Here is a 20,331-nt window from a genome sequence, read left to right on the forward strand (position 1 = left end):
AAATACTAAAAAAATGAACATTCAGGGTAAAACAGCACTTATTACAGGCGGTGGCCGGGGTATCGGTTTACATATCGCTAAATTATTTTCTGCCAAAGGCGCCAAAGTGATCCTCACCGGCAGGAATGAAGCCAGCTTAAAACAGGCAGTGGCTTCCATCAGCAATGCTTCTTATATCGTGAGCGATATTACGAATGAGCAGGATGTAGAGAACCTGGTACAAAAAGCCGGTCAGATTGATATACTGGTGAACAATGCCGGTGTATTACATGGTGCTTCAGTAGACGGTGGAGCTAACTTCCTGGCTACGGCAAAAGATGAAATGAACCTCAATTACTTTGCGGTGTTGCAGTTAACAGAACTGTTCCTGCCGGTGCTGAAGAAAAGCGGGGATGCTGCGATCATTAATATCCAGTCCATTTTATCTTACCTGCCGCTTACCATGGCTTTAACTTATAGTGCATCCAAAGCAGCGCTGCATTCTTATTCGCAGGGCCTGCGTTTGGTATTACAGCAGAAAGGCGCTGCGGTGAAAGTGTTTGAAGTATTCCCTCCATATATAGACACGGATATGACGAAAGGTGTGGAAGTAGACAAAATGAAACCGGAAGACCTGGCAGCAGACATCCTGGAAGGCGTGGAGAATGATCAGTTTGCGATTAGAAGTGGTTTAACGAGAGATGTGTACCAGATGTGGCACCAGGCGCCGGATACTACGGTGGCTAAGATCAATGGATTGTAATCTTCAGAGAGGAAGGGTTGCGCTATGAAGGGAAACTTTCATAGCGCTTTATTTTTTACAGGAAGCGGGCAATCTGTTTGTACAATGCATCCTGGTCGCTGGGGCGTTTGGCATTGTTGAGTACCATTTTCCCGTCTTTGATAATGGCATAACGGGGAATGGCCAGGCCCCGGTTCTCCCCGAAAATATTGCGGATGTCATTCAACAGTTTTTCGGATGCGCGGATATGATAACCCTGCAGGTCATAATACTTGATCATGTCTTTCCACTTCTGATCCACGGCATCTTTATCGATGGAAATATACAAGGCCTGCATATTGTTCTTTTTCAGGAACTGTTTAAGCCCCTCGTTATAGGCAAACTCTTCTTTACAGGGGCCGCACCAGGTAGCCCATAGATCTACATATACCGTTTGCCCTTTAAACTTTGCAGCCAGCTGATCAAAGCTATTAACAGTATCTTCTATGAAATGCTGTGTAAGGGAGAAATCGTTCTTCGTTTTTTTCTGGTACTCTCTGATGGTATTGATCCCGTTTGTTAAATAAGCGGTATAAATGCTGCGGGGATAGAGGGTCTGGAATTCATTGTACCAGTCCAGCGCAAAAGGCTGGAAGCCGCCTTCCATAGTAATAGCATAGATCCATTGGGCCGTCAGGTATTCTTTCAATGGTTCTTTGTAATCAGATTGGATAACAGCGTATTTCCGGGTCCAGTATTCATCATCCAGTACCTGGCGTTTATACGTTCCCTTTGAGCCCGGAAGGAAATAAGCAAGGTACCAGGTATTGTAGAAGTTCGCATAATCGAAATAGGTGTTCACGGCCATGCAGGCGGGATCCTGCGGATCAGCAATGGCGAATACATCTTTCCAGTACCCGGCGATCTCTTTTATCTGCGCCTGGTCTTTATTGAAATCCAGTTTCATCATAGGCTGAATGAACGTGCAGGCCAGCATATTGGCGTAATAGACCTTTACCAGCTTTTCAACGTACTGATGAAATCCTTTATCTATGTTTAAAGTATGGAAGGGTCGCAGCTGTTGCTCCATTTCTGCCAGCACCCTTATTTTGTTATGGGCAAATACCGTGTCTTCTTTATAGTATTTCATAGCCACCGCCTGGTAAAAAGGTAAGGAAAGGCGGTTCAATGCCAGTTGTCCTTCTTCATCCTCAGCCTGGATCTTTATTTCATCCTTGTTGAGTGTAAGTACATAGGTTTTGCCGGGCCGCACATATAACCTGTATGTTTTCTGTTTGTAGATGAATTCGTTGGTGCCGGGCTGGTTGGGAAGCACCAGTTCTCCATTGTTGTTGAGGGTATCATTTTTCCAGGCGGCGATGTGGTAATTTCCCTTCAGGGGTTGCATTACACGAACGGGTTCACGGTTTGCACCTTCCACTTTGAAGGTGATCTGGGCCAGTAGCGTAAATGGGCATAACAGCAGGTAACACAGCAAATATCTCATGCTGATCAAAATACAAAAATCATTTTATATTTGACCTATGTTGTTCAAACAAGAGGGTATACTGCAGCATACCCTCTTGTTTTTGCTAGAGCGGTTGAGGAATGTAATCTCCTGACTCCAGGTGATAATCTCTGTAACGCATCACACCATTTTCCTGGTAATCATTTTCTACATTCGATGCCAGCACAACATAATCGCCATTGGCCCATGCAGAACTGGTGAAGTCGTAGGGGGCAGAACCATCATACCCTATTACCCTGTAATTCACCTGGAGGTTGCTTACATAGGCAGGGATGGTGTTAGCCGCATCTTCATAAAAGCGCACATACACATCAATCATCCGGGCAACGCCTATGAAATAAACGTTTTCATGGCTGATCCTTGCGTAAACAGGCGTGAGGTAATTGTTGCTGCCAACTCTTGCCATCACTTTGAATACGCCGGGCGTGGTGGTGTAACTTTCTGCAATAACGCTTACAGGGTTCCAGCTAAGGGTTTGTGGGATTACGTTTGCAGGTGCTGCCTGGGAGTTGTGTAATACGAGCATGCATAACATGCACACAAGGATAAGGGTCTTTTTCATACGTGAAATTTTAAGGGTTGTGAATATTTGGGTTCTGGTAATACGGGTTATGGAATCGTTTGCATTAAGGTAGAGAGAAATATTTATAAATGCAAGTTCCGTAGAAAAGAAAAAAGCCGCTTATCATCAGCGGCTTTTTCTTTTATAATGAAGCGATCTGTTTTCTTCTGGCTAGTTCTGCTTCGGATACCTCCCCGGTTATGAAGGTTCCTATCTTGATCTCTCCTGCAGGTTCATAAGTGGCCAGGATAACACCTTTGCCGGAGGTCTTGATGTCCTGCAGTTTCCATTCAGCTGCCGGCGTACTTTCTCCGAATAAACGTTTACCAGGTCCGGTGGTTACGGGGTACGTCCAGATATGAAGCCTATCGGCAAGACCATTGGCCAGTAATGTTTGAATGAGTTTACTGCTACCATGTACCAACAGATCAGGACCATCCTGTTTTTTAAGTTCTTTCAGGCCTTTTACCACGTCTCCCGTGATCAGGTGAGACCCGGACCAGCTCAGGTCTATTTGTTTGCTGGAAACAACAAACTTTTGAAGTTTGTTGAACTTATCCGCAATGGGATGGTCCTTAATATATGGCCAGTATGCCGCAAAGATATCGTACGTAAAGCGGCCTAACAAAAGGTCAAAAGGCTGGTCCATAATGCTGCCAATGGCCTGGTTCGTTATTTCGTCTCCGTAAGAGGCAGTCCAGCCGCCCCATTTAAAACCTCCGGTAGGATCTTCTGTGGGACCTCCGGGTGCCTGAAGCACACCATCCATTGTAACAAATGAAGTGATAATTATCTTTCTCATAGTTTCCTGTTTTTATATCAAATTTACACGTTGCAGAGGTAGCAGGAGATGTGTAAACACGACTTAATACAGGGTAGAATGCGACAATCTTATTCACCATTCGGATCTGTAGACAACACATCACTCATATAATCAAAAAAGGGGCGCATGGCCTGAAAGGTGAGATCGGCTTCTTTGAGAAAGGTATCGCTCAATGCTTCTTTATCTGTGAACCTTTTAATGAGCAGGAACTGTTTATAGCGCAGCAGATCAATGCCTTCATGACCAGCATCAAAACCTTTGGGTGTGGTTTTCAGTTGTTCTCCTTCCAGTGTACCAAAGTGGGACATAAATGATTTGCTTTTGAGTATTTTCCTCAGTGGTGCGGGATCAAAAGCAATATCGTCCCTGATCTTTTTCAGGTCTTCCGGGCTGGGTCCCCAGAAGCCACCTGCAATAAAAGTATTGCCGGGTTCCAGCTGGAAGTAATAACCACCTCTGCGCTGTTTGGTAGCACGCCTGAAGGCTCCGCTCCAGTTTGTTTTATAAGGTGTTTTATCGTTTGAAAAACGGGTATCCCTATAAATGCGGAACAGGCTTTTTTTGCCTGAAGGGGTTTCTATCAGATCATGTTTGCTGAGTTTTCCCAGTAATTCTTCCGCAAAGGTTTCCACGAATTGCTGTTCTGCCTGGAATTCCGTTTTATGGGCGTTGAACCACTCCCTGTTATTGTTCTCTTTTAGCTTTTTCAGGAATTTGAAACTTGTCTGTAACTGCACTGCCATAAAATATTGTATTAAACAGCAGCAAATATACTTTACTCCGGTATATTATACTTCCAGGTACCGTTGGTAACCCTACCCCGCATTCCAGGAGTTCTGGCCGCTCAGCCGTTCAATTTCCTTCATCAGGGTTTTCTTCTCTGCTTTTGACTTTGTAAGGCTGAGGGCTTTACTATAATGCACTATCGCCTTTTGCTCATCTACCCCCGCATATAAATAACCCAGCAAAGAATGATAAGCCGTATGCTCCACCAGCTTCAGCTTCTCAGCCTCCTCAATAGCCAGCTCATGCCCATGTACCTTTGCAAAAGCGAATGTTCTGTTCAGGGCCGTCATGGGAGAATACTCTATGAGGATAAGCTGGTTGTAAAGCTGCAAGATATGTTCCCATTTATTGTGATCGGTAGGTGTAGTATGCCAGTAAGCAATTCCGGCCTCCAGGTGATATTTGGATACATAATTCCCTGAGCAGGCATTCACCAGGTAGTAATTCCCTTTTTCGATCAGCTCCGTGCTCCAGCGGCTTTTATCCTGCTGCTCAAAAAGAATGGATTCCCCGGTTTCATCTGCCCGGGCATCCAGCCTTGAGCTTTGAAAGCACATCAATGCCAGCAGGGCATTGGCATGCGTAGTGTTGGTGAGCGGGTTCTCAATAAGCATAAGTGCCAGGCGGATCGCTTCAGAACAAAGGTCTTTCCGGATCAGGTGGTTATTGCTGCGGGAAAAATATCCTTCATTGAATAAGAGGTAGATGGTCCTGAGCACCACATCCAGCCTTGATTGTATGGTGGCTTCCTGTAATTGCCTGATCTGGAAATTATCCTTGCGGAGATTCGCTCTTGCCCTGAGCAGCCTCTTTTTGATAGTTTCTGTTTTGGAGAGAAAGGCATTGGCAATTTCTTCCACACTGAACCCGCAGAGGATCTGTAAAGCAAGGCAGATCTGTGCTTCCGCCGAATTAGCCGGGTTACAAACCGCAAAGATCATCGCGAGCTGGCTGTCTGTAATGGTTTGCGGTGTAAAGTCAGGATCTTCTTCTGCCTGTAATTCATCCGGCCGGATGGCATCTTTTACCTGTGTTTCAAAAACACGGAGGTGTTTCAGGTGATCTTTCGTTTTGTTTTTAGCAACGGTATACAGCCAGGCCGTGGGATTTTCAGGAATGCCGTGTAGTGCCCAGGCCTCTGTTGCTTTCAGGAATGTTTCGCTGGTGATGTCTTCAGCTGTTTCAATATGCTGCAGGCCAAAGTGACGGCACAGTACGGCAGTCATTTTAGTATACTCCAGCCTGAAGAGGTGTGGGAGCAGTTCTTTCCAGGATGTATCCTTTTCGTTCATTCACTTTTATTGATCGCCCTTACTTCTATATTCCCGCCATCTTTAAGGCTGGGATTTGCTTTTGCTATGGCTATGGCTTCTTCTATGGTTTCCGCTCTCAGGATCATATAACCGCTGATGAATTCCTTGATCTCCGTGTAAGGGCCATCCGTTACAACATCTTCCGGCCGTACAGTTTTTGCCTGTTCAACAGAAAGGCTGTTCCCTTTGTCCACCAGTTTGTTTTGTGCAATGATGTTCCCCAGCCAGTTCATCCTTTCCTGTAATTGTTCAGGAGAGGGATGCTCATGCGGGTTATAAGTGTTTCTGAAAATCAGCAGGAACTCTTTCATACTTTATAACGATTGAAGATCAGCAATGGGGACAACAAATATACCATGCTTAATTTTAAAGGAACTTAGATTATATTTAAGGATAAAATTTCATCTATGAACAGGTTCCTGAACCCTTATTTTTTGACGATCGGCGTGCTGGCTTTAGCCGCTTGCGGTCAGACTACCTCTAAATCAGTCGAAAACACAGAAACTAAAGACAGTGTTGCTTCTGTAGAAACCAAGCCGGCCAATACGGATTACAAACCTGCATTTGAAGGCCAGACCAGGATAGCCAGCGTTCAAACTATCGCTGCATATGACTACAAAGTACTGGATAGCAGCCTTAAATCCCCCTGGGGCATCACCTCCTTACCAGACGGACGTTTTATCATTACAGAAAAGAAAGGCACCATGCGCATCGCTACCCTGGAAGGGAAAGTGACTGAGCCCATTACCGGCATCCCAAAGGTAAGTTCCGATGGGCAGGGTGGTTTGCTGGGTATCCGTGTAGATCCGGACTTTGCCAGCAACAGGATGGTATACTGGGTGTTCTCTGAACCATTACCGGAAGGTAACCTCACCGCTGTAGCCAAAGGCAAATTATCTGCCGATGAGAAAACTATAGAAGGTGCTACCGTTATATATCGTGCTACGCCTGCCTATAATGGCACTTTACATTATGGCGGAAGGATCCTGTTTGACAAAAGCGGCAATATTGTGATCAGCACCGGCGAACGTTCTGACCTGGAAACAAGGCCCCAGGCGCAGGACACCAAATCCGGACTGGGTAAGATAATCCGCATCACTAAAGAAGGTAAACCTGCTGCAGGAAATCCCTTTGAAGGCAAAGCGGATGCAAGACCGGAATTGTATTCCTATGGCCACCGCAATGTACAGGGGCTTGCATTCCATCCTGAAACCGGTGATCTCTGGGAAACAGAATTCGGTCCAAGAGGCGGAGATGAACTGAACAGGGTAGAAGCCGGTAAAAACTATGGCTGGCCTATTATCACTTACGGCCTTGAATACAGCGGCAAAAAAATAGGCGACAGTATACAACAGAAAGCAGGACTGGAACAACCCGTTTATTACTGGGACCCTGTGCTTTCTCCGAGTGGTATTACCTTCTACAGCGGAGCAGGTATTCCTGAATGGAAGAACAACCTCTTCATTGCCGGCCTGAGCAGTACGCATATTGCCCGGCTGGTAATTGAGAACAACAAAGTGACCGGCGAGGAAAGATTACTTTCCAATGAAGGGCAACGTTTCCGTGACATCACGGAAGGGAAGGACGGTGCATTATATGCTATCACTGATCAGGGCAGACTATACCGGATCGGTAAGAAATAAAGAGAAGGGATACATTGGTAACAGTGTATCCCTTCTGCCTTTTAAAGGTTAAGAAATTGTTATTTCCCTCAAATTAAAATAGCCTTAATATTTTATTAAGCGGTTGCCCCGGTATCAAATTTTACTATTTTTGCCCCCCAAATGAGAGTAGCTGTTTTTTTTGCATTACTGGGGTTTCTCCTCTTAAGAGGGGCAAACAGCCTGTATATTGCTACGCATCATCATCACGTTAAAAGCTTCCACTACGCCCCCGGATACAACAACAAAGAGAACTTCGCCGAATTCAAAGAAACCCACCAGGAGCAAGAAACTGAATACTTCATCGCCGAGGATATAGAGGATGATGAGGTCAATCACCTCCTTGTCAGAAAATACAAACTGCTGGCCAGATCTTATTCAGGCTCGCCAGATGACCCATTGTTAGCAGAGAACCTCAACAAATATTTAAAAGCCCCGCCACCCAACCTGGGGCATCTTTCCTGTAAATACATAGCCCAAAGAACGTTAAGAATCTGATCTACATCATTCCAGAGATGCTGAAGGCATAACCATGCATGCCTCCGGGCATTGCTCTGTCACCGAATTTCCCATCGCTCTAATACCCATTTATTATCATGAAAAGTTTAGTCATGTTCGCTGGCTTGTTGGCATTATTCTGCCAAACAGGCTGTAAATCTTCCGAAGGAAAAGAAAAGGAAGAAGCCGCTAAGTATGCTGTAACCAGTCCTGTTAGGATGGACACTTCTTTTACCAGGGAATATGTTTCACAGATACGTTCTGTCCGGAACATTGAGATCAGGGCACAGGAAAAAGGCTTTCTGCAGAACATCTATGTAGATGAAGGGCAGAATGTAAAAGCCGGTCAGCTGTTGTTCAGGATCATGCCCAAAATTTATGAAGCAGAACTATTAAAAGCAGAGGCGGAAGCCAAAGCCGCAGAGATAGAACTGCAGAACGCCAAAACGCTGGTAGACAAAAATGTGATTTCCAAAAATGAGCAGGCCATGGCCCAGGCCAAACTGGACCAGGCGAGAGCAGAGATCGCACTGGCTAAAGTGCATCTCTCTTTTACAGAGATCCGCGCGCCGTTTGATGGTGTGATCGACCGTATTCCCCTGAAACTGGGCAGTCTCGTTGATGAAGGGGAACTAATGACCAGCCTTTCAGACAACAGCCAGATGTTCGCTTATTTCAATGTATCTGAACCGGAATACCTGGACTATGCTTCCAATAAAAAAGCAAAAGGAAACACCAGGGTAAACCTGCTGCTGGCTAACAGTCGCCTCCTCCCATACGCAGGAGAAGTAGAAACCATTGAAGGGGAGTTCGACAATGAAACCGGGAACATTGCTTTCAGGGCAAGGTTCCCGAATCCGGACAAACTTTTGAAACACGGAGAAACAGGTAAAGTGATGATGACGCTGCCGGTTAGCCGTGCGCTCATCATTCCGCAAAAAGCCACTTACGAGATCCAGGATAAACGTTATGTTTTTGTAGTGGATAAAAGCAATGTGGTGAAGTCCAGGCACATTACCATCAGTGGCCAATTGCCCGATCTGTATGTGATCGAAAGCGGTCTTGAAGAAACGGACAGGATCCTGCTGGACGGTGTGCAGAAAGTAAAAGAGGATGATAAGATCAATGCTGAATACCAGAAACCAGAGGAGGTGATCTCCCATCTGCGGTTGAAAGCGGAATAATAGTTTTCTAACTAATAGTGTAGCGCAATGTTTAATAAGTTTATACAGCGACCCGTACTGTCTATTGTGATATCGCTTATCATCGTGTTCCTCGGGGTGCTGGCTATTACCCAGTTACCGGTTACACAGTTTCCTTCCATCTCACCGCCTAAGGTGAATGTTACGGCGGAATATCCCGGAGCGAATGGTGAATTAATGATCAAATCTGTGATCATTCCCCTGGAAAGAGCCATCAACGGTATTCCGGGAATGAAATACATGGCTTCGGATGCAGGTAATGACGGAGAGGCTACCATCCAGGTGGTTTTCAACCTGGGTACCGATCCTAACCAGGCATCGCTGAACGTGCAGAACAGGGTGGCATCGGTTGTGAACAAGTTGCCGCCGCTGGTAGTGCGTGAAGGAGTGAAGATCACCCGCGAGGAATCCAACATGCTTATGTACATCAACCTGTACAGCGATGATCCTCATACAGACCAGAAATTCCTTTTCAACTTTGCCGATATCAATATCCTGCCCGAATTAAAAAGGGTAGATGGCGTAGGTGTGGCGGACATTCTTGGTAACAGGGAATATGCCATGCGCATCTGGCTGAAGCCGGACAGGATGCTGGCCTATAAGATCTCTGCGGATGAAGTGATGAAAGCGCTGGCAGATCAGAGCCTGGAAGCTTCACCGGGAAAAACCGGGGAAAGTTCCGGTAAAAGATCGCAGGCATTTGAATATGTATTGAAGTACTCCGGCCGGTTCACTACCAAAGAAGGATATGAAAATGTGGTGCTGCGGGCCAGCCCGGACGGAGAATTACTTCGCCTGAAAGATGTGGCCAGCGTAGAGTTCGGCAGTTCCATGTACGATATTTATTCCAACCTGAACGGTAAACCTTCTGCTGCGATTGTATTAAAACAATCCTATGGCAGTAATGCCAGCCAGGTGATCAAGGCCGTGAAGGAGAGGATGAAAGAGATCAAAGCCCAGTCTTTCCCTAAAGGAATGAACTATGAGATCAGCTATGACGTTTCCAAATTCCTGGATGCATCCATGGAAAAGGTAATTCACACCTTAGTGGAAGCCTTTATCCTGGTGGGGCTGGTGGTATTCCTGTTCCTGGGAGACTGGCGTTCAACGCTCATCCCGGCCATGGCAGTACCTGTATCGCTGGTAGGTACCTTCTTCTTCATGCAATTCTTTGGTATCACACTTAACCTCATCACGCTCTTTGCATTGGTGCTGGCCATTGGTGTGGTGGTGGATGATGCGATTGTGGTGATTGAGGCCGTGCATGCTAAAATGGAAGAAGAACATCTTTCGCCGTTTAAGGCTACCAAAAAAGCTTTGCATGAGATCAGCGGCGCTATCATAGCCATTACTTTTTTGATGGCAGCGGTATTTATACCGGTGGCATTTATGTCCGGCCCCGTGGGGATCTTCTACCGGCAGTTCTCCATCACCATGGCTACGGCGATCATTTTATCAGGTATAGTGGCGCTTACACTTACACCTGCGCTTTGCGCCATGATCCTGAAGAATAATCACGGAAAGCCGAAGAAGAAAACCATCATGGATAAATTCCTGGGTGGGTTTAACAGGGGCTTTGATGCTACTTCCGGGAAATATCAAAAGGTGCTGGGCCGCATCGTTAACAGGAGAGCAATTACCTTTTTGATGCTCGGCGCTTTCTGTGCGGGAACATGGTACCTGAATGGTAAAGTGCCTTCCGGTTTTATTCCCAACGAAGACCAGGGCATGTTCTATGCCATCATTCAAACACCTCCCGGTTCATCCCTGGAAAGAACGAATGAAATATCAGAGAAACTGCAGAAGGTAGCAGAAGATGTAGAAGGCGTACAATCTGTGTCTTCCCTCGCAGGTTATGAGATCTTAACAGAAGGTACAGGCGCCAACTCAGGAACCTGCCTCATCAACCTGAAAGACTGGACGGAAAGGAAACATTCCGTGCAGGAGATCATTGAGGAACTGGAAGAGAAGTCGAAAGACATCACAGGTGCCAACATTGAATTCTTTCTGCCACCCGCTGTACCAGGATATGGAGCTGCAGGCGGTTTCGAGCTGCGTTTGCTGGACAAAGCAGGCTCCGGCGATTACAGGAAAATGGAAACGGTGAGTAAGGATTTTGCACGGGAACTGGAAAAACGGAAGGAGCTTACTTCCATCTTCAGCTTCTACAGTGCCAGCTTCCCGCAATATATGCTCCAGGTGGATAATGATATTGCACAACAGAAAGGCGTGAGTATAGAAAATGCCATGAACACCATGTCCACACTGGTAGGGAGTAACTATGAGATCAGCTTTATCAAATTCGGCCGCCAGTACAAAGTAATGGTGCAGGCAGCTCCTGAATACAGGGCATTGCCGGAGGATATCCTGCAACTGTATGTGAAGAATGATAAGGATGAAATGGTGCCCTTTTCTGCTTTCATGAAACTGGAAAAAGTGTATGGCCTTTCTGAGATCACGCGGCATAATATGTACAACGCTTCAGAGATCAGTGGTTCTGCCGCACCCGGTTACAGTAGTGGTGAAGCTATCAAAGTGATCAACGAAGTGGCGGCGAAAACTTTGCCCAGAGGTTTTGGTATCGACTGGGCCGGTATCTCCAAAGATGAGGTGGCGCAGGGCAACCAGGCTATTTACATCTTCCTGATCTGCCTTGGTTTCGTATACCTTATCCTGGCTGCACAGTATGAAAGTTTCATCCTGCCCTTTGCCGTGATCCTCTCTCTGCCGGCAGGTATTTTCGGCGCCTTCTTTTTGCTGAAAGTATTGGGATTGGAAAACAATATCTATGCACAGGTAGCCATGGTAATGCTCATTGGGCTGCTGGGTAAGAATGCCGTACTGATCGTAGAGTTTGCCGTACAAAAACATCGTTCCGGCGCAACAGTGCTGCAGGCTGCCATGGAAGGTTCCAGGGTAAGGTTCCGTCCCATCCTGATGACCTCTTTTGCATTCATTGCAGGATTGATCCCATTGGTGTTTGCTACAGGCCCCGGTGCGCTTGGTAACAGAACCATTGGTACTGCAGCAGCAGGAGGGATGTTATTCGGAACCGTGTTCGGTGTGCTGATCATTCCCGGATTGTATTACATATTCGGCAAGATCGCAGAAAGACACTCCTTTGTGAAAGACGAAGAAGAGAATCCATTAACCGAAGAAATTGATCATAATGTATAAATTCAGGATACAGCAGTGCGTTATTGTGCTGAGCATTTGCCTGGCTGTAGCAGGTTGTAAAGTTCCGGCCATCACGGCGGCCAATGAAAACAGGTCGGTTCCGGATTCCTTCGGTTACAGCAGTTCGGATACTACCAATATGTCCGCCATTCAATGGCACGACTTCTTCACAGATCCTTACCTGGTAACGCTGATCGATTCAGCAATGAAACATAACCAGGAACTGATGATCACTTTGCAGGAAGTAGAAATTGCCAGGAATGAGATCCGTTTCAAACAGGCCCCTTTAATTCCATCCGTGACAGCAGGTGTGGGTGCCGGTATTGAAAAAGTAGGACGTTATACCAGCCAGGGTGCAGGAGATGCGTCTACAGAGATAGAACCCGGTAAAGAAATGCCAGATCCGCTGGCAGATTTTTCGCTGGCTGTTCGTGCAAACTGGGAAATAGATATCTGGAAGAAACTGCGCAATGCCAGGAAGGCTGCGGTGACCAGGTACCTGTCCACCGTAGAAGGGAAAAACTTTGTGATCACCAACCTGATCGCTGAAGTGGCCAATTCTTATTATGAATTACTGGCCCTTGATAATCAGCTGGAAATCGTTAAACAAAATATTGAACTGCAGAAGAATGCACTGGAGATCCTGAAAGTGCAGAAAGAAGCCGCCAGAGCAACAGAACTTGCGGTGCAGAAATTCCAGGCGGAAGTACTGAAGTCCCAAAGCCTGGAGTTCGATATCCGGCAGAAGATAAAAGGAACAGAGAACAGGATCAACTTTCTCTTAGGCCGTTTCCCGCAGGAAATAGCCAGGGATAAAAGCAGTTTCCTGAACACTTTGCCCGCTGCCGTACGCATGGGTATTCCTTCTCAATTACTGGCTAACCGCCCGGATATTAAACAGGCGGAACAGCAGTTGATGGCGGCGAAGCTGGATGTGAAAGTAGCCCGCGCGGAATTTTATCCTTCCTTTGGTATTTCGGCTGCGCTTGGTTTCCAGGCCTTTAAACCCTCTTACTTAGTGAAGTTCCCTGAGTCTGTATTGTACTCACTCGCAGGAGATCTGGTAGGCCCATTGATCAACCGGCAGGCTATCAAAGCGGAGTTCTTCAATGCCAACGCCAGACAATTACAGGCGATGTATAATTATGAACGTACCATCCTGAATGCTTACCTGGAAGTGGCTACACAGCTCTCCAATATCAGCAACCTGGGGAGTAGTTATGACCTGAAGCAGAAACAGGTGGATGCGTTAACCCGCTCTATCGATATTTCCAATGATCTTTTCAAGTCCGCCAGGGCGGATTATCTTGAAGTGTTGATGACACAACGCGATGCGCTGGAAGCAAAGCTTGAACTGATAGAAACGAAACAACAACAGATGAATGCAGTAGTGAATGTGTATAGGGAGTTAGGAGGGGGCTGGAAGTAAGGAGCTTAGCGTTATAAGGGGGCGTCTCAAAAGTAATTTGATGAGCTTGAGAATCGCGTAAACGAAAATTCTCTCCATCAGGTACCGGGTAAAATCAGGTTAAAATTACTTTTGAGACACCCCCTTTTATTTTTTCAGGCAGGGTTTTGCTTCCCGCACATAAAGTATACCGTCATAAAACTTCTTCCATGGTAATTCGGATGCAGTGTTGATATAAGTTTTCATATAATAAAGATCCTCTTCCTGCTGAAAAGTAAGATCAGTAAAGGCATATGGATATCCCATGCTGTGGATCCAGGACTCTATACTTTTCTTGTGAGGTTTAGTCACCTTTTCAGTAACATCACTGATCGTTAAGCCACCGGTCCCTTCGTAACAGGTTAAGCCTATGGTATAGGTTTGTGCAGCCAGCTGCGGATCCTGGCTAAAATAATAGCCCATGCTATTATAACTCCGGTGGGTTACGTTCTCCAGTGGCCCTTTTTCAACATGTGAATTATGGGCCCAGATGATGATCTTTTCATTGGCGAATTTATCTGATGCCAGCCATTTTAAATTTTCCGCCATCTGAAAGTCGTGTTGTGGGTGATCTTTTCGTTCCTTATTATATCGGTAATGTAAAGCCAGGGTATAATTGATCAATAAGCCTTTTAATACATGCAGATAAAAAGGATCGGATACCTGTTCTATTACAATGGGCATTAATTTCAACAGACTATCCAGCGCCTCTCTGTTATTACCGTTCAGGATCCAAGGCGTTCTGCCAATTGCTGTAATAAAAGTATTGTAAGAAGGGTGTGTGGTAAACGATACCTGTTGTTCCCTCAGGAACCCGTCTATACTCCTTTTGAGATGCCGCATGCCATATCCGCTGATCCCTCTGTTATCAAATCCTGTGATCCTTAGTTTGCCGGCATTATTGTTAATATACTGAAACAGATCATTGGCCTGCATGCATTGGGTCCATACCGGAAACACAGAGAGATACAACAAGCTGTCCAGCGATATCTTATTCTTTTTAAAGGCTTCCCATCCGTGGTTGAGTGAGAAGAAATCACTTTCAAATGCGATAACGTTAAACCCCATGTGTTCATGCAGGTACCTGACAAGCCTTGATTTTAGCCTCAACTCCTCTCCATCGCCATGATACAGTTCCCCCAGCATCACGATCCGTTTATTGCCGATTGCTTTTTCAATGGGTAAAAGGTCGGCATCATTTGTGGTATTAAAATCAGCTTCCCTGACCGGTGTGGTATGCTTGATAATGTACTCCTTTACCTGGCTGAAGCCAGGTTGAAATAGAAACATTGCAAGGAGGGTATATATGATATTTTTCATTCGGACTAAAATAGAATAAATTTAGCTATCTTAAATCCGCTATGTTATACGAACAGCGGATCAGGGTAGAAATGGAAGCCTGGCAGCACAAGATGCAGCGCCGGCCATCCATGTTTGACAAAATGTCCAAATCCGTGCAGTCCCGCATTAACCGCGTTATTCCCCAAAAGGTACATGATGCCATTACCGTTACCATCAAACAAATGGTACGTGGGGTATTATTCGGCGCTACCTATACAGTACCTGGTCAGCAGGATTTTGCTTCGTTATATGATATGGAAGAAGCCGTGCTCCGCAGGGTGGACTTTTACCGTAAAACTGCTGCTGCAGAAGGTGGTATAACCGGCGCAGGCGGTATCTTATTAGGCCTCGCGGATTTCCCGATCCTGCTCAGCATGAAGTTGAAACTGCTTTTTGATATCGCTACCTTTTACGGTTTTGACGTAAAGGATTATAAAGAACGGCTCTACCTGCTCTATATTTTCCAACTGGCTTTCAGCAGCCAGGAGCATCGCAGGAATGTATATGAAAAGATAACAGACTGGAAAGAAAAAAGCAGCCAGTTGCCGGATGATATTCATGGTTTCGACTGGCAGAGTTTTCAGATAGAGTACCGCGATCATATAGACCTGGCCAAGCTCGGCCAGTTGTTGCCTGTTGTAGGAGCAGCAGTAGGCGTAGTGGTGAATTACCGGCTGATCACCAAACTGGGCGATACAGCCATGAATGCTTACAGAATGCGGATCCTATGAAAATAGAAACTTTCTATCCGAGACATGCTATCCTCAGGGAGCACATTGAATATTACTATTTCCTCAGGACCTATGCCCGGGATTTTAAGACCGCTTACTATTCCTTCCCCAATACTTTACAATCCTTCAATATCCATAAGAATGCCAGTTGTGAGATCGGTAATAATTCCACCCACGTATACGGTGTGCCGGAAAAGAAGTACCTGATGATTGCACAGGGAAAATATGAATCACCGCTGCAGGTATTGCTGGAAGGTAAACTGGATAAAGTGACCATCAATTTCAAACCACTCGGCCTCAATCATTTTATCAGGAGGCCCCTTGCTGCTGTAACGCCTGAACACTCTCAATCTTTCCATGAATGGGATCAATATGCGGAAACACCGGCATTCCTGCAGGCATTCTTCCATGCCAATGATAATGAAACCAGGGTGGACCTGCTGGAAGACTATCTGCTTAGGTATTACCAACCATTAGATAATGAGGCACTGCTTCTAAAAGCTATCCATAGTTTAATGGATTTTAGCACAGAACTACCCGTGCAGGAAATCGCGGAAAGCCTTTCTGTGAGCGTTCGTTCATTCAACCGGCTATTCTATAATAACATGAGTATCACACCAGTGTCTTTCAGGAAGATTGCGCGTTTCCGGCATTCTTTAAAAAACCGCCTGTTCAACGAGCAATTTAAGAACCTGACAGATATCGGCTACGAGAGCAACTTCTACGATCAGGCTTATTTTGTGAAGATGTACAAGAAAATTACAGGCTCCAATCCCGGTAAATTCTTTAAGTCGGTAGAAAAGCTGGCGGATGATCACCTGATCTTTCAATTCCTGAAAGAATAGTTATTGGCCAAAAAGTACAATTTTAGGGCAGCGGAAAACAGTCTATTTGTTTAAAAATGCACCGCCATGCAAAAAACAATACTGACCATGCTGTTACTGTTATCCTGTGTTGTTCTCTTCGCACAGGAATTACATATTTCCCGGACCATTCCTTCCCGATATTTTGGAACAGACCGGAAGCTCCTGATCTCGCTGCCGGAAGGTTATTATGATTCCAGCAGTTTAAAAAAGCGATACCAGGTAGCCTATGTATTCGATGCACAAAATGATTATTTCTTCCGCTATGCGGCCTCGCTGATACAAAATTTAAATTTCTCCGGCAGTTTTGAACCGACCATTATTGTTGGCATCCGGTCAACAAACAGGCGTTTTGAATTCACGCCCAAACTACTTTCAGACGGGCCTTATAAAAGCTGGACGAAGACCGGAGGAGCAGACTCCCTGTTACCGCATCTTGAATCAGAGGTGTTCCCATATATAACACAACAATTCAGAACATCACCCGTAAGGATAGGACTGGGGCATTCCCTGGGAGCCACTTTCCTCACCTGGTGCCTGACGAGTGGCAGGAGAATGTTTGATGCACATATAATGATCTCCCCGAATTACGAATACGACAATGAACAGCTGATAAGCAGGATTAAAGGAACGCCTGCCAGCCATAACACCTTTGTATATCTTGCCAGGGGGAAAGACGATAGTTATGAAACACGTTTTGCGCCGGGTATTGAAAAAGCAGTTCCCTTATACCGTGAAAAACTGGAGCTGCAGTATGAAGTGCTGGATGTAAACAATCATGGGAATACTTACCTCACCGGGTTCATCAACGGACTGACTGCTTATCATCGTTCTATTTACGGGAAGGCAGAGAACACCATCAAACGTTTTACCGCGCTCGCAGAAAATTACGGGTATAAGCTGAATGCAGACCAGATCAACATGATATCCTATAACTATTTTATGCGGCCGGGCACCTGGCAGGAAGCTGTGAAGATCTTTGACTGGGGTTTAAAGTGGTATCCTGAGGATATAAACCTGTATGATAGTATGAGTGAAGCATATGAAAATGCAGGAAACAAAGCGGAAGCGATAAAGTATTGCCAGAAGGGGCTGCAGCAACTGGAAGAGCAGAAGGTTAAAACCGGCCAGGCTAATGAAGGGCAGAAGAAATATATAGAAGGAAGACTGGCTAAACTTAAAGGTTAGGTTTTCCGAAAAATAAAACATACCCGTTGGTATCTGTTACTTCAAAACCCAGTATACCATCATCATTAACTTTAAGGGGCTGACGGAATGTTACACCTCTTGAACGGAATTCTTCATACAACTGATCCGGGTCTGATGTATTGATATATGCATCCCAGTTTGCCCATGGATGATGACCTGAGTTGGGGATAGGTGCTGCATCAGGACCTATCTCCTTCATCATAATAGAAATATTCTCCCGTCCGATCATGGCAAAAAAAGGCGCCTCTTCCGGCACTAAGTGCCATACTTCAAACCCCAGCTTCTCTACATAAAATGATACCGATTCCTGTAGATTGGAAACGATGAAATTAGGTGATATGAAGTTTAAAAGACCCATGGCTCATTAAAGTTCCGGAATAATTTAACTTAACCCCACAATTATTTTAACTTGCCGTACAATTTCGAAAGTTAAATACGGGATGCACCTTTTAACAACCAGAATCTATCTGATTTATTATTAATATCACTTTATTGAACGACGGACATTTTATAGATGGCCCCGATCTTTATAAACGGGTTGCAGCTGGTGATGAATCTGCATTCAGGGGCCTTTTCGAGATCTATGCACCACGCCTGCTGGCCATGGCAGCACGTATTACAGGATCTGCAGCAGTGGCAGATGACCTGGTACAGGATACCTTTCTTAAAATATGGATAGCACGCGACCAGCTGACGGAAGTTACACAACCTGGCGCCTGGATTAAAAAGATCTGCTTTTTTCAGGCAGTAAATTATGTCCGCCGTCAGAACATCCACGATAAAGTGATGGATGCAGTGGGGCAGGAAGAAAACTACCTGGGAGAAATGGTAGAATTCCGGCAACTGCTGGACCTCGTAAACCAGGCCGTGCAGCAATTACCTGAAAAGCAACAACAGATCTACCGTTTAAGCCGTGAACAGGGGCTTAGCATCAATGAAATCGCAGCACATATGGGGCTGGCCATCAGTACGGTAAAGAACCTGCTGGTCATGGCATTGAAAAACATCCGCACCTCTCTGCAAAAGGCTGATTACCTGCCATTCCTCGCCATTTTGATAGATATATTCATCTGAACCGAAAAAAAACTTCTTTTTTTTCGGTACCAATCTCCCGCTCAGTTGTCTGGTATAGATGAGGGGCATAAACCACACCTTACATGGAACAAAACCACCGATTAGCCTATTTACTGGAGCGCCTGGCAGCACATACTGCTACTAAGGAAGAACTGGATGAACTAACAAGTTTAGTTGACCAGGACGAATCCGGCATTTCCATGGATGCCGTGGAGAGCTGGCTGGAAGTAAACCAGCCGCAGGCACGGCCTGCTTTCGACCGGCAACACTGGATGCAGGTGGCGGATCAGATCCTGCAATCGGATAAGTTATCCGGTGATCCGCTTGCCAAACCGGCAACCCGTATTCATCACCTGCACAGATGGGGATGGGCGGCTGCAGTGGTAGTTTTATTTGGCCTGGGCGCCTGGTTTTTCAGCCAAAATCATCCCGCAAAACCGGATGCCGTTATCACCGGGAATGCACCACTGGATGTTGATCCCGGGAAAAACGGGGCCATCCTTACATTAGCCGATGGTTCTGAAATGGTACTGGACAGTGCCGGCAATGGGATCATCACCCGCCAGAACGGAACCACTGTGGTATTAAAAAGTGACGGATTACAATACGCACCCGGAGAACGTAGTACCGGAGAAATAGCATACAATACAATAAGTACCTCCAAAGGACGGCAATTCAAAGTGGTCCTGCCAGACGGCAGCAAAGTATGGCTTAACGCCGCGAGTACGCTGAAATTCCCCGTTGCTTTCGAAGGAAAGGAAAGGGGAGTGGAGCTCTCCGGCGAAGCCTATTTTGAAGTGGCAAAAAATGCAGAACAGCCATTTAAGGTAAAGGTGCCGGGAAAAATAGATATAGAAGTACTGGGTACAGCCTTCAACGTAAATGCCTATACAAATGAAAAGCATAGCTATACCACACTGGTAGCAGGGTCTGTAAGCGTATCCCATACCAGCAAAACCGCTGGCCGAATTGTATTAAAACCAGGAGATCAGCTGCAGGCAGGAGACGCAGGCATGGCATTAGTGCAACAGGCAAATGTAGACAAGGCTGTTGCCTGGAAAAACGGGCTTTTCAATTTCGAAGGGGTAGGCCTGAGAGAAATGATGCGCCAGCTGGAACGCTGGTACAACCTGGAAGTTGTATATGAAGGAAATGTACCGGATGTGGTGTTCTTTGGGGAGATGAGCAGAACGCTGAAACTCTCTGATGTATTATCAGGGCTGGAACGCGCTGACGTGCATTTCCGCCTGGAAGAAGGGCACAAACTCATAGTAATGCCTTAATCTGAAACATAGACATGAATTAAATAAAAGGACCAGCCGGCATAAAAAAACCGAAAGTGCTACTAACACTTCCGGTGGTTGCCGGTTGATTCAAATCGGGTTTCGAGGCCCTCCATTTTTAACAACCAAACGT

General features: G+C 45.8%; 19 protein-coding genes. 11 read left to right on the top strand and 8 right to left on the bottom strand.

Features of this window, described 5'->3' with window-relative positions; translation table 11 throughout:
• Window positions 1-13 precede the first annotated feature (13 nt).
• Window positions 14-742, top strand: coding sequence for an SDR family oxidoreductase (locus tag AAHN97_RS09850; protein WP_343307424.1), 729 nt, complete (start codon window positions 14-16; stop codon window positions 740-742).
• 55 nt (window positions 743-797) lie between these two features.
• Here the strand turns inward: AAHN97_RS09850 and AAHN97_RS09855 are convergent, their stop codons facing one another.
• From AAHN97_RS09855 to AAHN97_RS09880, 6 genes are all read right to left on the bottom strand, one after another.
• Window positions 798-2,207 carry a TlpA family protein disulfide reductase gene (locus tag AAHN97_RS09855; RefSeq protein WP_343307425.1) on the bottom strand — a complete coding sequence of 470 codons (1,410 nt, stop codon included), beginning with the start codon at window positions 2,205-2,207 and terminating at the stop codon, window positions 798-800.
• Between the two features lie 85 nt (window positions 2,208-2,292).
• Window positions 2,293-2,790, bottom strand: a complete 498-nt coding sequence (locus tag AAHN97_RS09860; protein WP_343307426.1) for a hypothetical protein — start codon at window positions 2,788-2,790, stop codon at window positions 2,293-2,295.
• A 142-nt stretch (window positions 2,791-2,932) separates the two neighbouring features.
• Window positions 2,933-3,592 (bottom strand): dihydrofolate reductase family protein, encoded by a 660-nt coding sequence (locus tag AAHN97_RS09865; RefSeq protein WP_343307427.1) that lies wholly within the window; start codon window positions 3,590-3,592, stop codon window positions 2,933-2,935.
• 89 nt (window positions 3,593-3,681) lie between these two features.
• Window positions 3,682-4,356: a DUF2461 domain-containing protein gene (locus AAHN97_RS09870; protein WP_343307428.1), complete on the bottom strand. Its 675-nt coding sequence runs from the start codon at window positions 4,354-4,356 to the stop codon at window positions 3,682-3,684.
• Window positions 4,357-4,428: 72 nt separating this feature from the next.
• Window positions 4,429-5,691, bottom strand: a complete 1,263-nt coding sequence (locus AAHN97_RS09875; protein WP_343307429.1) for an RNA polymerase sigma factor — start codon at window positions 5,689-5,691, stop codon at window positions 4,429-4,431.
• The gene (locus AAHN97_RS09880; RefSeq protein ID WP_343307430.1) at window positions 5,688-6,023 is read right to left on the bottom strand and encodes a YciI family protein; all 336 of its coding nucleotides are present in this window, start codon (window positions 6,021-6,023) and stop codon (window positions 5,688-5,690) included. The genes AAHN97_RS09875 and AAHN97_RS09880 overlap by 4 nt, the downstream gene beginning before the upstream one ends.
• A 96-nt stretch (window positions 6,024-6,119) precedes the next feature.
• Between AAHN97_RS09880 and AAHN97_RS09885 the strand changes: the two genes are divergently transcribed.
• From AAHN97_RS09885 to AAHN97_RS09905, 5 genes are all read left to right on the top strand, one after another.
• The gene (locus tag AAHN97_RS09885; RefSeq protein WP_343307431.1) at window positions 6,120-7,355 is read left to right on the top strand and encodes a PQQ-dependent sugar dehydrogenase; all 1,236 of its coding nucleotides are present in this window, start codon (window positions 6,120-6,122) and stop codon (window positions 7,353-7,355) included.
• A 141-nt stretch (window positions 7,356-7,496) separates the two neighbouring features.
• Window positions 7,497-7,871, top strand: a complete 375-nt coding sequence (locus AAHN97_RS09890) for a hypothetical protein (RefSeq protein WP_343307432.1) — start codon at window positions 7,497-7,499, stop codon at window positions 7,869-7,871.
• A 98-nt stretch (window positions 7,872-7,969) separates the two neighbouring features.
• Window positions 7,970-9,055: an efflux RND transporter periplasmic adaptor subunit gene (locus AAHN97_RS09895; protein WP_343307433.1), complete on the top strand. Its 1,086-nt coding sequence runs from the start codon at window positions 7,970-7,972 to the stop codon at window positions 9,053-9,055.
• Between the two features lie 27 nt (window positions 9,056-9,082).
• Entirely contained in the window at window positions 9,083-12,250 is a 3,168-nt protein-coding gene (locus AAHN97_RS09900; RefSeq protein ID WP_343307434.1) for an efflux RND transporter permease subunit, read from the top strand.
• A complete protein-coding gene (locus tag AAHN97_RS09905; protein WP_343307435.1) occupies window positions 12,243-13,679 on the top strand; it encodes a TolC family protein in 1,437 nt (478 codons plus the stop codon). Before AAHN97_RS09900 ends, AAHN97_RS09905 begins: the two co-directional genes overlap by 8 nt.
• Window positions 13,680-13,805: 126 nt before the next feature.
• On the opposite strand, the gene AAHN97_RS09910 is transcribed toward AAHN97_RS09905, so the two are convergent.
• Window positions 13,806-14,987, bottom strand: coding sequence for an erythromycin esterase family protein (locus AAHN97_RS09910; RefSeq protein WP_343307437.1), 1,182 nt, complete (start codon window positions 14,985-14,987; stop codon window positions 13,806-13,808).
• A gap of 71 nt (window positions 14,988-15,058) precedes the next feature.
• Here AAHN97_RS09910 and AAHN97_RS09915 point away from each other — a divergent pair, with 71 nt between their 5' ends.
• The 3 genes from AAHN97_RS09915 (at window position 15,059) to AAHN97_RS09925 (ending at window position 17,820) form a co-directional block, all read left to right on the top strand.
• The gene (locus AAHN97_RS09915; protein WP_343307438.1) at window positions 15,059-15,769 is read left to right on the top strand and encodes an EcsC family protein; all 711 of its coding nucleotides are present in this window, start codon (window positions 15,059-15,061) and stop codon (window positions 15,767-15,769) included.
• A complete protein-coding gene (locus AAHN97_RS09920; protein ID WP_343307439.1) occupies window positions 15,766-16,614 on the top strand; it encodes a helix-turn-helix domain-containing protein in 849 nt (282 codons plus the stop codon). The genes AAHN97_RS09915 and AAHN97_RS09920 overlap by 4 nt, the downstream gene beginning before the upstream one ends.
• Window positions 16,615-16,680: 66 nt before the next feature.
• A complete protein-coding gene (locus AAHN97_RS09925; RefSeq protein WP_343307440.1) occupies window positions 16,681-17,820 on the top strand; it encodes an alpha/beta hydrolase-fold protein in 1,140 nt (379 codons plus the stop codon).
• Here AAHN97_RS09925 and AAHN97_RS09930 read toward each other — a convergent pair.
• Window positions 17,810-18,199, bottom strand: a complete 390-nt coding sequence (locus tag AAHN97_RS09930; protein WP_343307441.1) for a VOC family protein — start codon at window positions 18,197-18,199, stop codon at window positions 17,810-17,812. The two genes, AAHN97_RS09925 and AAHN97_RS09930, sit on opposite strands and share 11 nt — an antisense overlap.
• Window positions 18,200-18,333: 134 nt before the next feature.
• Between AAHN97_RS09930 and AAHN97_RS09935 the strand changes: the two genes are divergently transcribed.
• Together AAHN97_RS09935 and AAHN97_RS09940 are read left to right on the top strand one after the other, a co-directional pair.
• Complete coding sequence (locus tag AAHN97_RS09935) at window positions 18,334-18,915, top strand: RNA polymerase sigma factor (RefSeq protein WP_343307442.1); 582 nt, start codon at window positions 18,334-18,336, stop codon at window positions 18,913-18,915.
• Between the two features lie 83 nt (window positions 18,916-18,998).
• A complete protein-coding gene (locus AAHN97_RS09940; protein WP_343307443.1) occupies window positions 18,999-20,198 on the top strand; it encodes a FecR family protein in 1,200 nt (399 codons plus the stop codon).
• Window positions 20,199-20,331 lie beyond the last annotated feature (133 nt).

The sequence above is a fragment of the Chitinophaga niabensis genome (assembly GCF_039545795.1).
Taxonomy (GTDB): domain Bacteria; phylum Bacteroidota; class Bacteroidia; order Chitinophagales; family Chitinophagaceae; genus Chitinophaga; species Chitinophaga niabensis_B.

Bases quoted from the DNA above. Each gene is read 5' to 3' on its own strand.
- AAHN97_RS09915 (WP_343307438.1), top strand. From the start codon at position 15,059: ATGTTATACGAACAGCGGATCAGGGTAGAAATGGAAGCCTGGCAGCAC.
- AAHN97_RS09925 (WP_343307440.1), top strand. From the start codon at position 16,681: ATGCAAAAAACAATACTGACCATGCTGTTACTGTTATCCTGTGTTGTT.
- AAHN97_RS09940 (WP_343307443.1), top strand. From the start codon at position 18,999: ATGGAACAAAACCACCGATTAGCCTATTTACTGGAGCGCCTGGCAGCA.
- AAHN97_RS09870 (WP_343307428.1), bottom strand. From the start codon at position 4,356: ATGGCAGTGCAGTTACAGACAAGTTTCAAATTCCTGAAAAAGCTAAAA.
- AAHN97_RS09875 (WP_343307429.1), bottom strand. From the start codon at position 5,691: ATGAACGAAAAGGATACATCCTGGAAAGAACTGCTCCCACACCTCTTC.
- AAHN97_RS09885 (WP_343307431.1), top strand. From the start codon at position 6,120: ATGAACAGGTTCCTGAACCCTTATTTTTTGACGATCGGCGTGCTGGCT.
- AAHN97_RS09860 (WP_343307426.1), bottom strand. From the start codon at position 2,790: ATGAAAAAGACCCTTATCCTTGTGTGCATGTTATGCATGCTCGTATTA.
- AAHN97_RS09920 (WP_343307439.1), top strand. From the start codon at position 15,766: ATGAAAATAGAAACTTTCTATCCGAGACATGCTATCCTCAGGGAGCAC.
- AAHN97_RS09895 (WP_343307433.1), top strand. From the start codon at position 7,970: ATGAAAAGTTTAGTCATGTTCGCTGGCTTGTTGGCATTATTCTGCCAA.
- AAHN97_RS09850 (WP_343307424.1), top strand. From the start codon at position 14: ATGAACATTCAGGGTAAAACAGCACTTATTACAGGCGGTGGCCGGGGT.
- AAHN97_RS09890 (WP_343307432.1), top strand. From the start codon at position 7,497: ATGAGAGTAGCTGTTTTTTTTGCATTACTGGGGTTTCTCCTCTTAAGA.
- AAHN97_RS09865 (WP_343307427.1), bottom strand. From the start codon at position 3,592: ATGAGAAAGATAATTATCACTTCATTTGTTACAATGGATGGTGTGCTT.
- AAHN97_RS09930 (WP_343307441.1), bottom strand. From the start codon at position 18,199: ATGGGTCTTTTAAACTTCATATCACCTAATTTCATCGTTTCCAATCTA.
- AAHN97_RS09880 (WP_343307430.1), bottom strand. From the start codon at position 6,023: ATGAAAGAGTTCCTGCTGATTTTCAGAAACACTTATAACCCGCATGAG.
- AAHN97_RS09905 (WP_343307435.1), top strand. From the start codon at position 12,243: ATGTATAAATTCAGGATACAGCAGTGCGTTATTGTGCTGAGCATTTGC.
- AAHN97_RS09910 (WP_343307437.1), bottom strand. From the start codon at position 14,987: ATGTTTCTATTTCAACCTGGCTTCAGCCAGGTAAAGGAGTACATTATC.
- AAHN97_RS09900 (WP_343307434.1), top strand. From the start codon at position 9,083: ATGTTTAATAAGTTTATACAGCGACCCGTACTGTCTATTGTGATATCG.
- AAHN97_RS09855 (WP_343307425.1), bottom strand. From the start codon at position 2,207: ATGAGATATTTGCTGTGTTACCTGCTGTTATGCCCATTTACGCTACTG.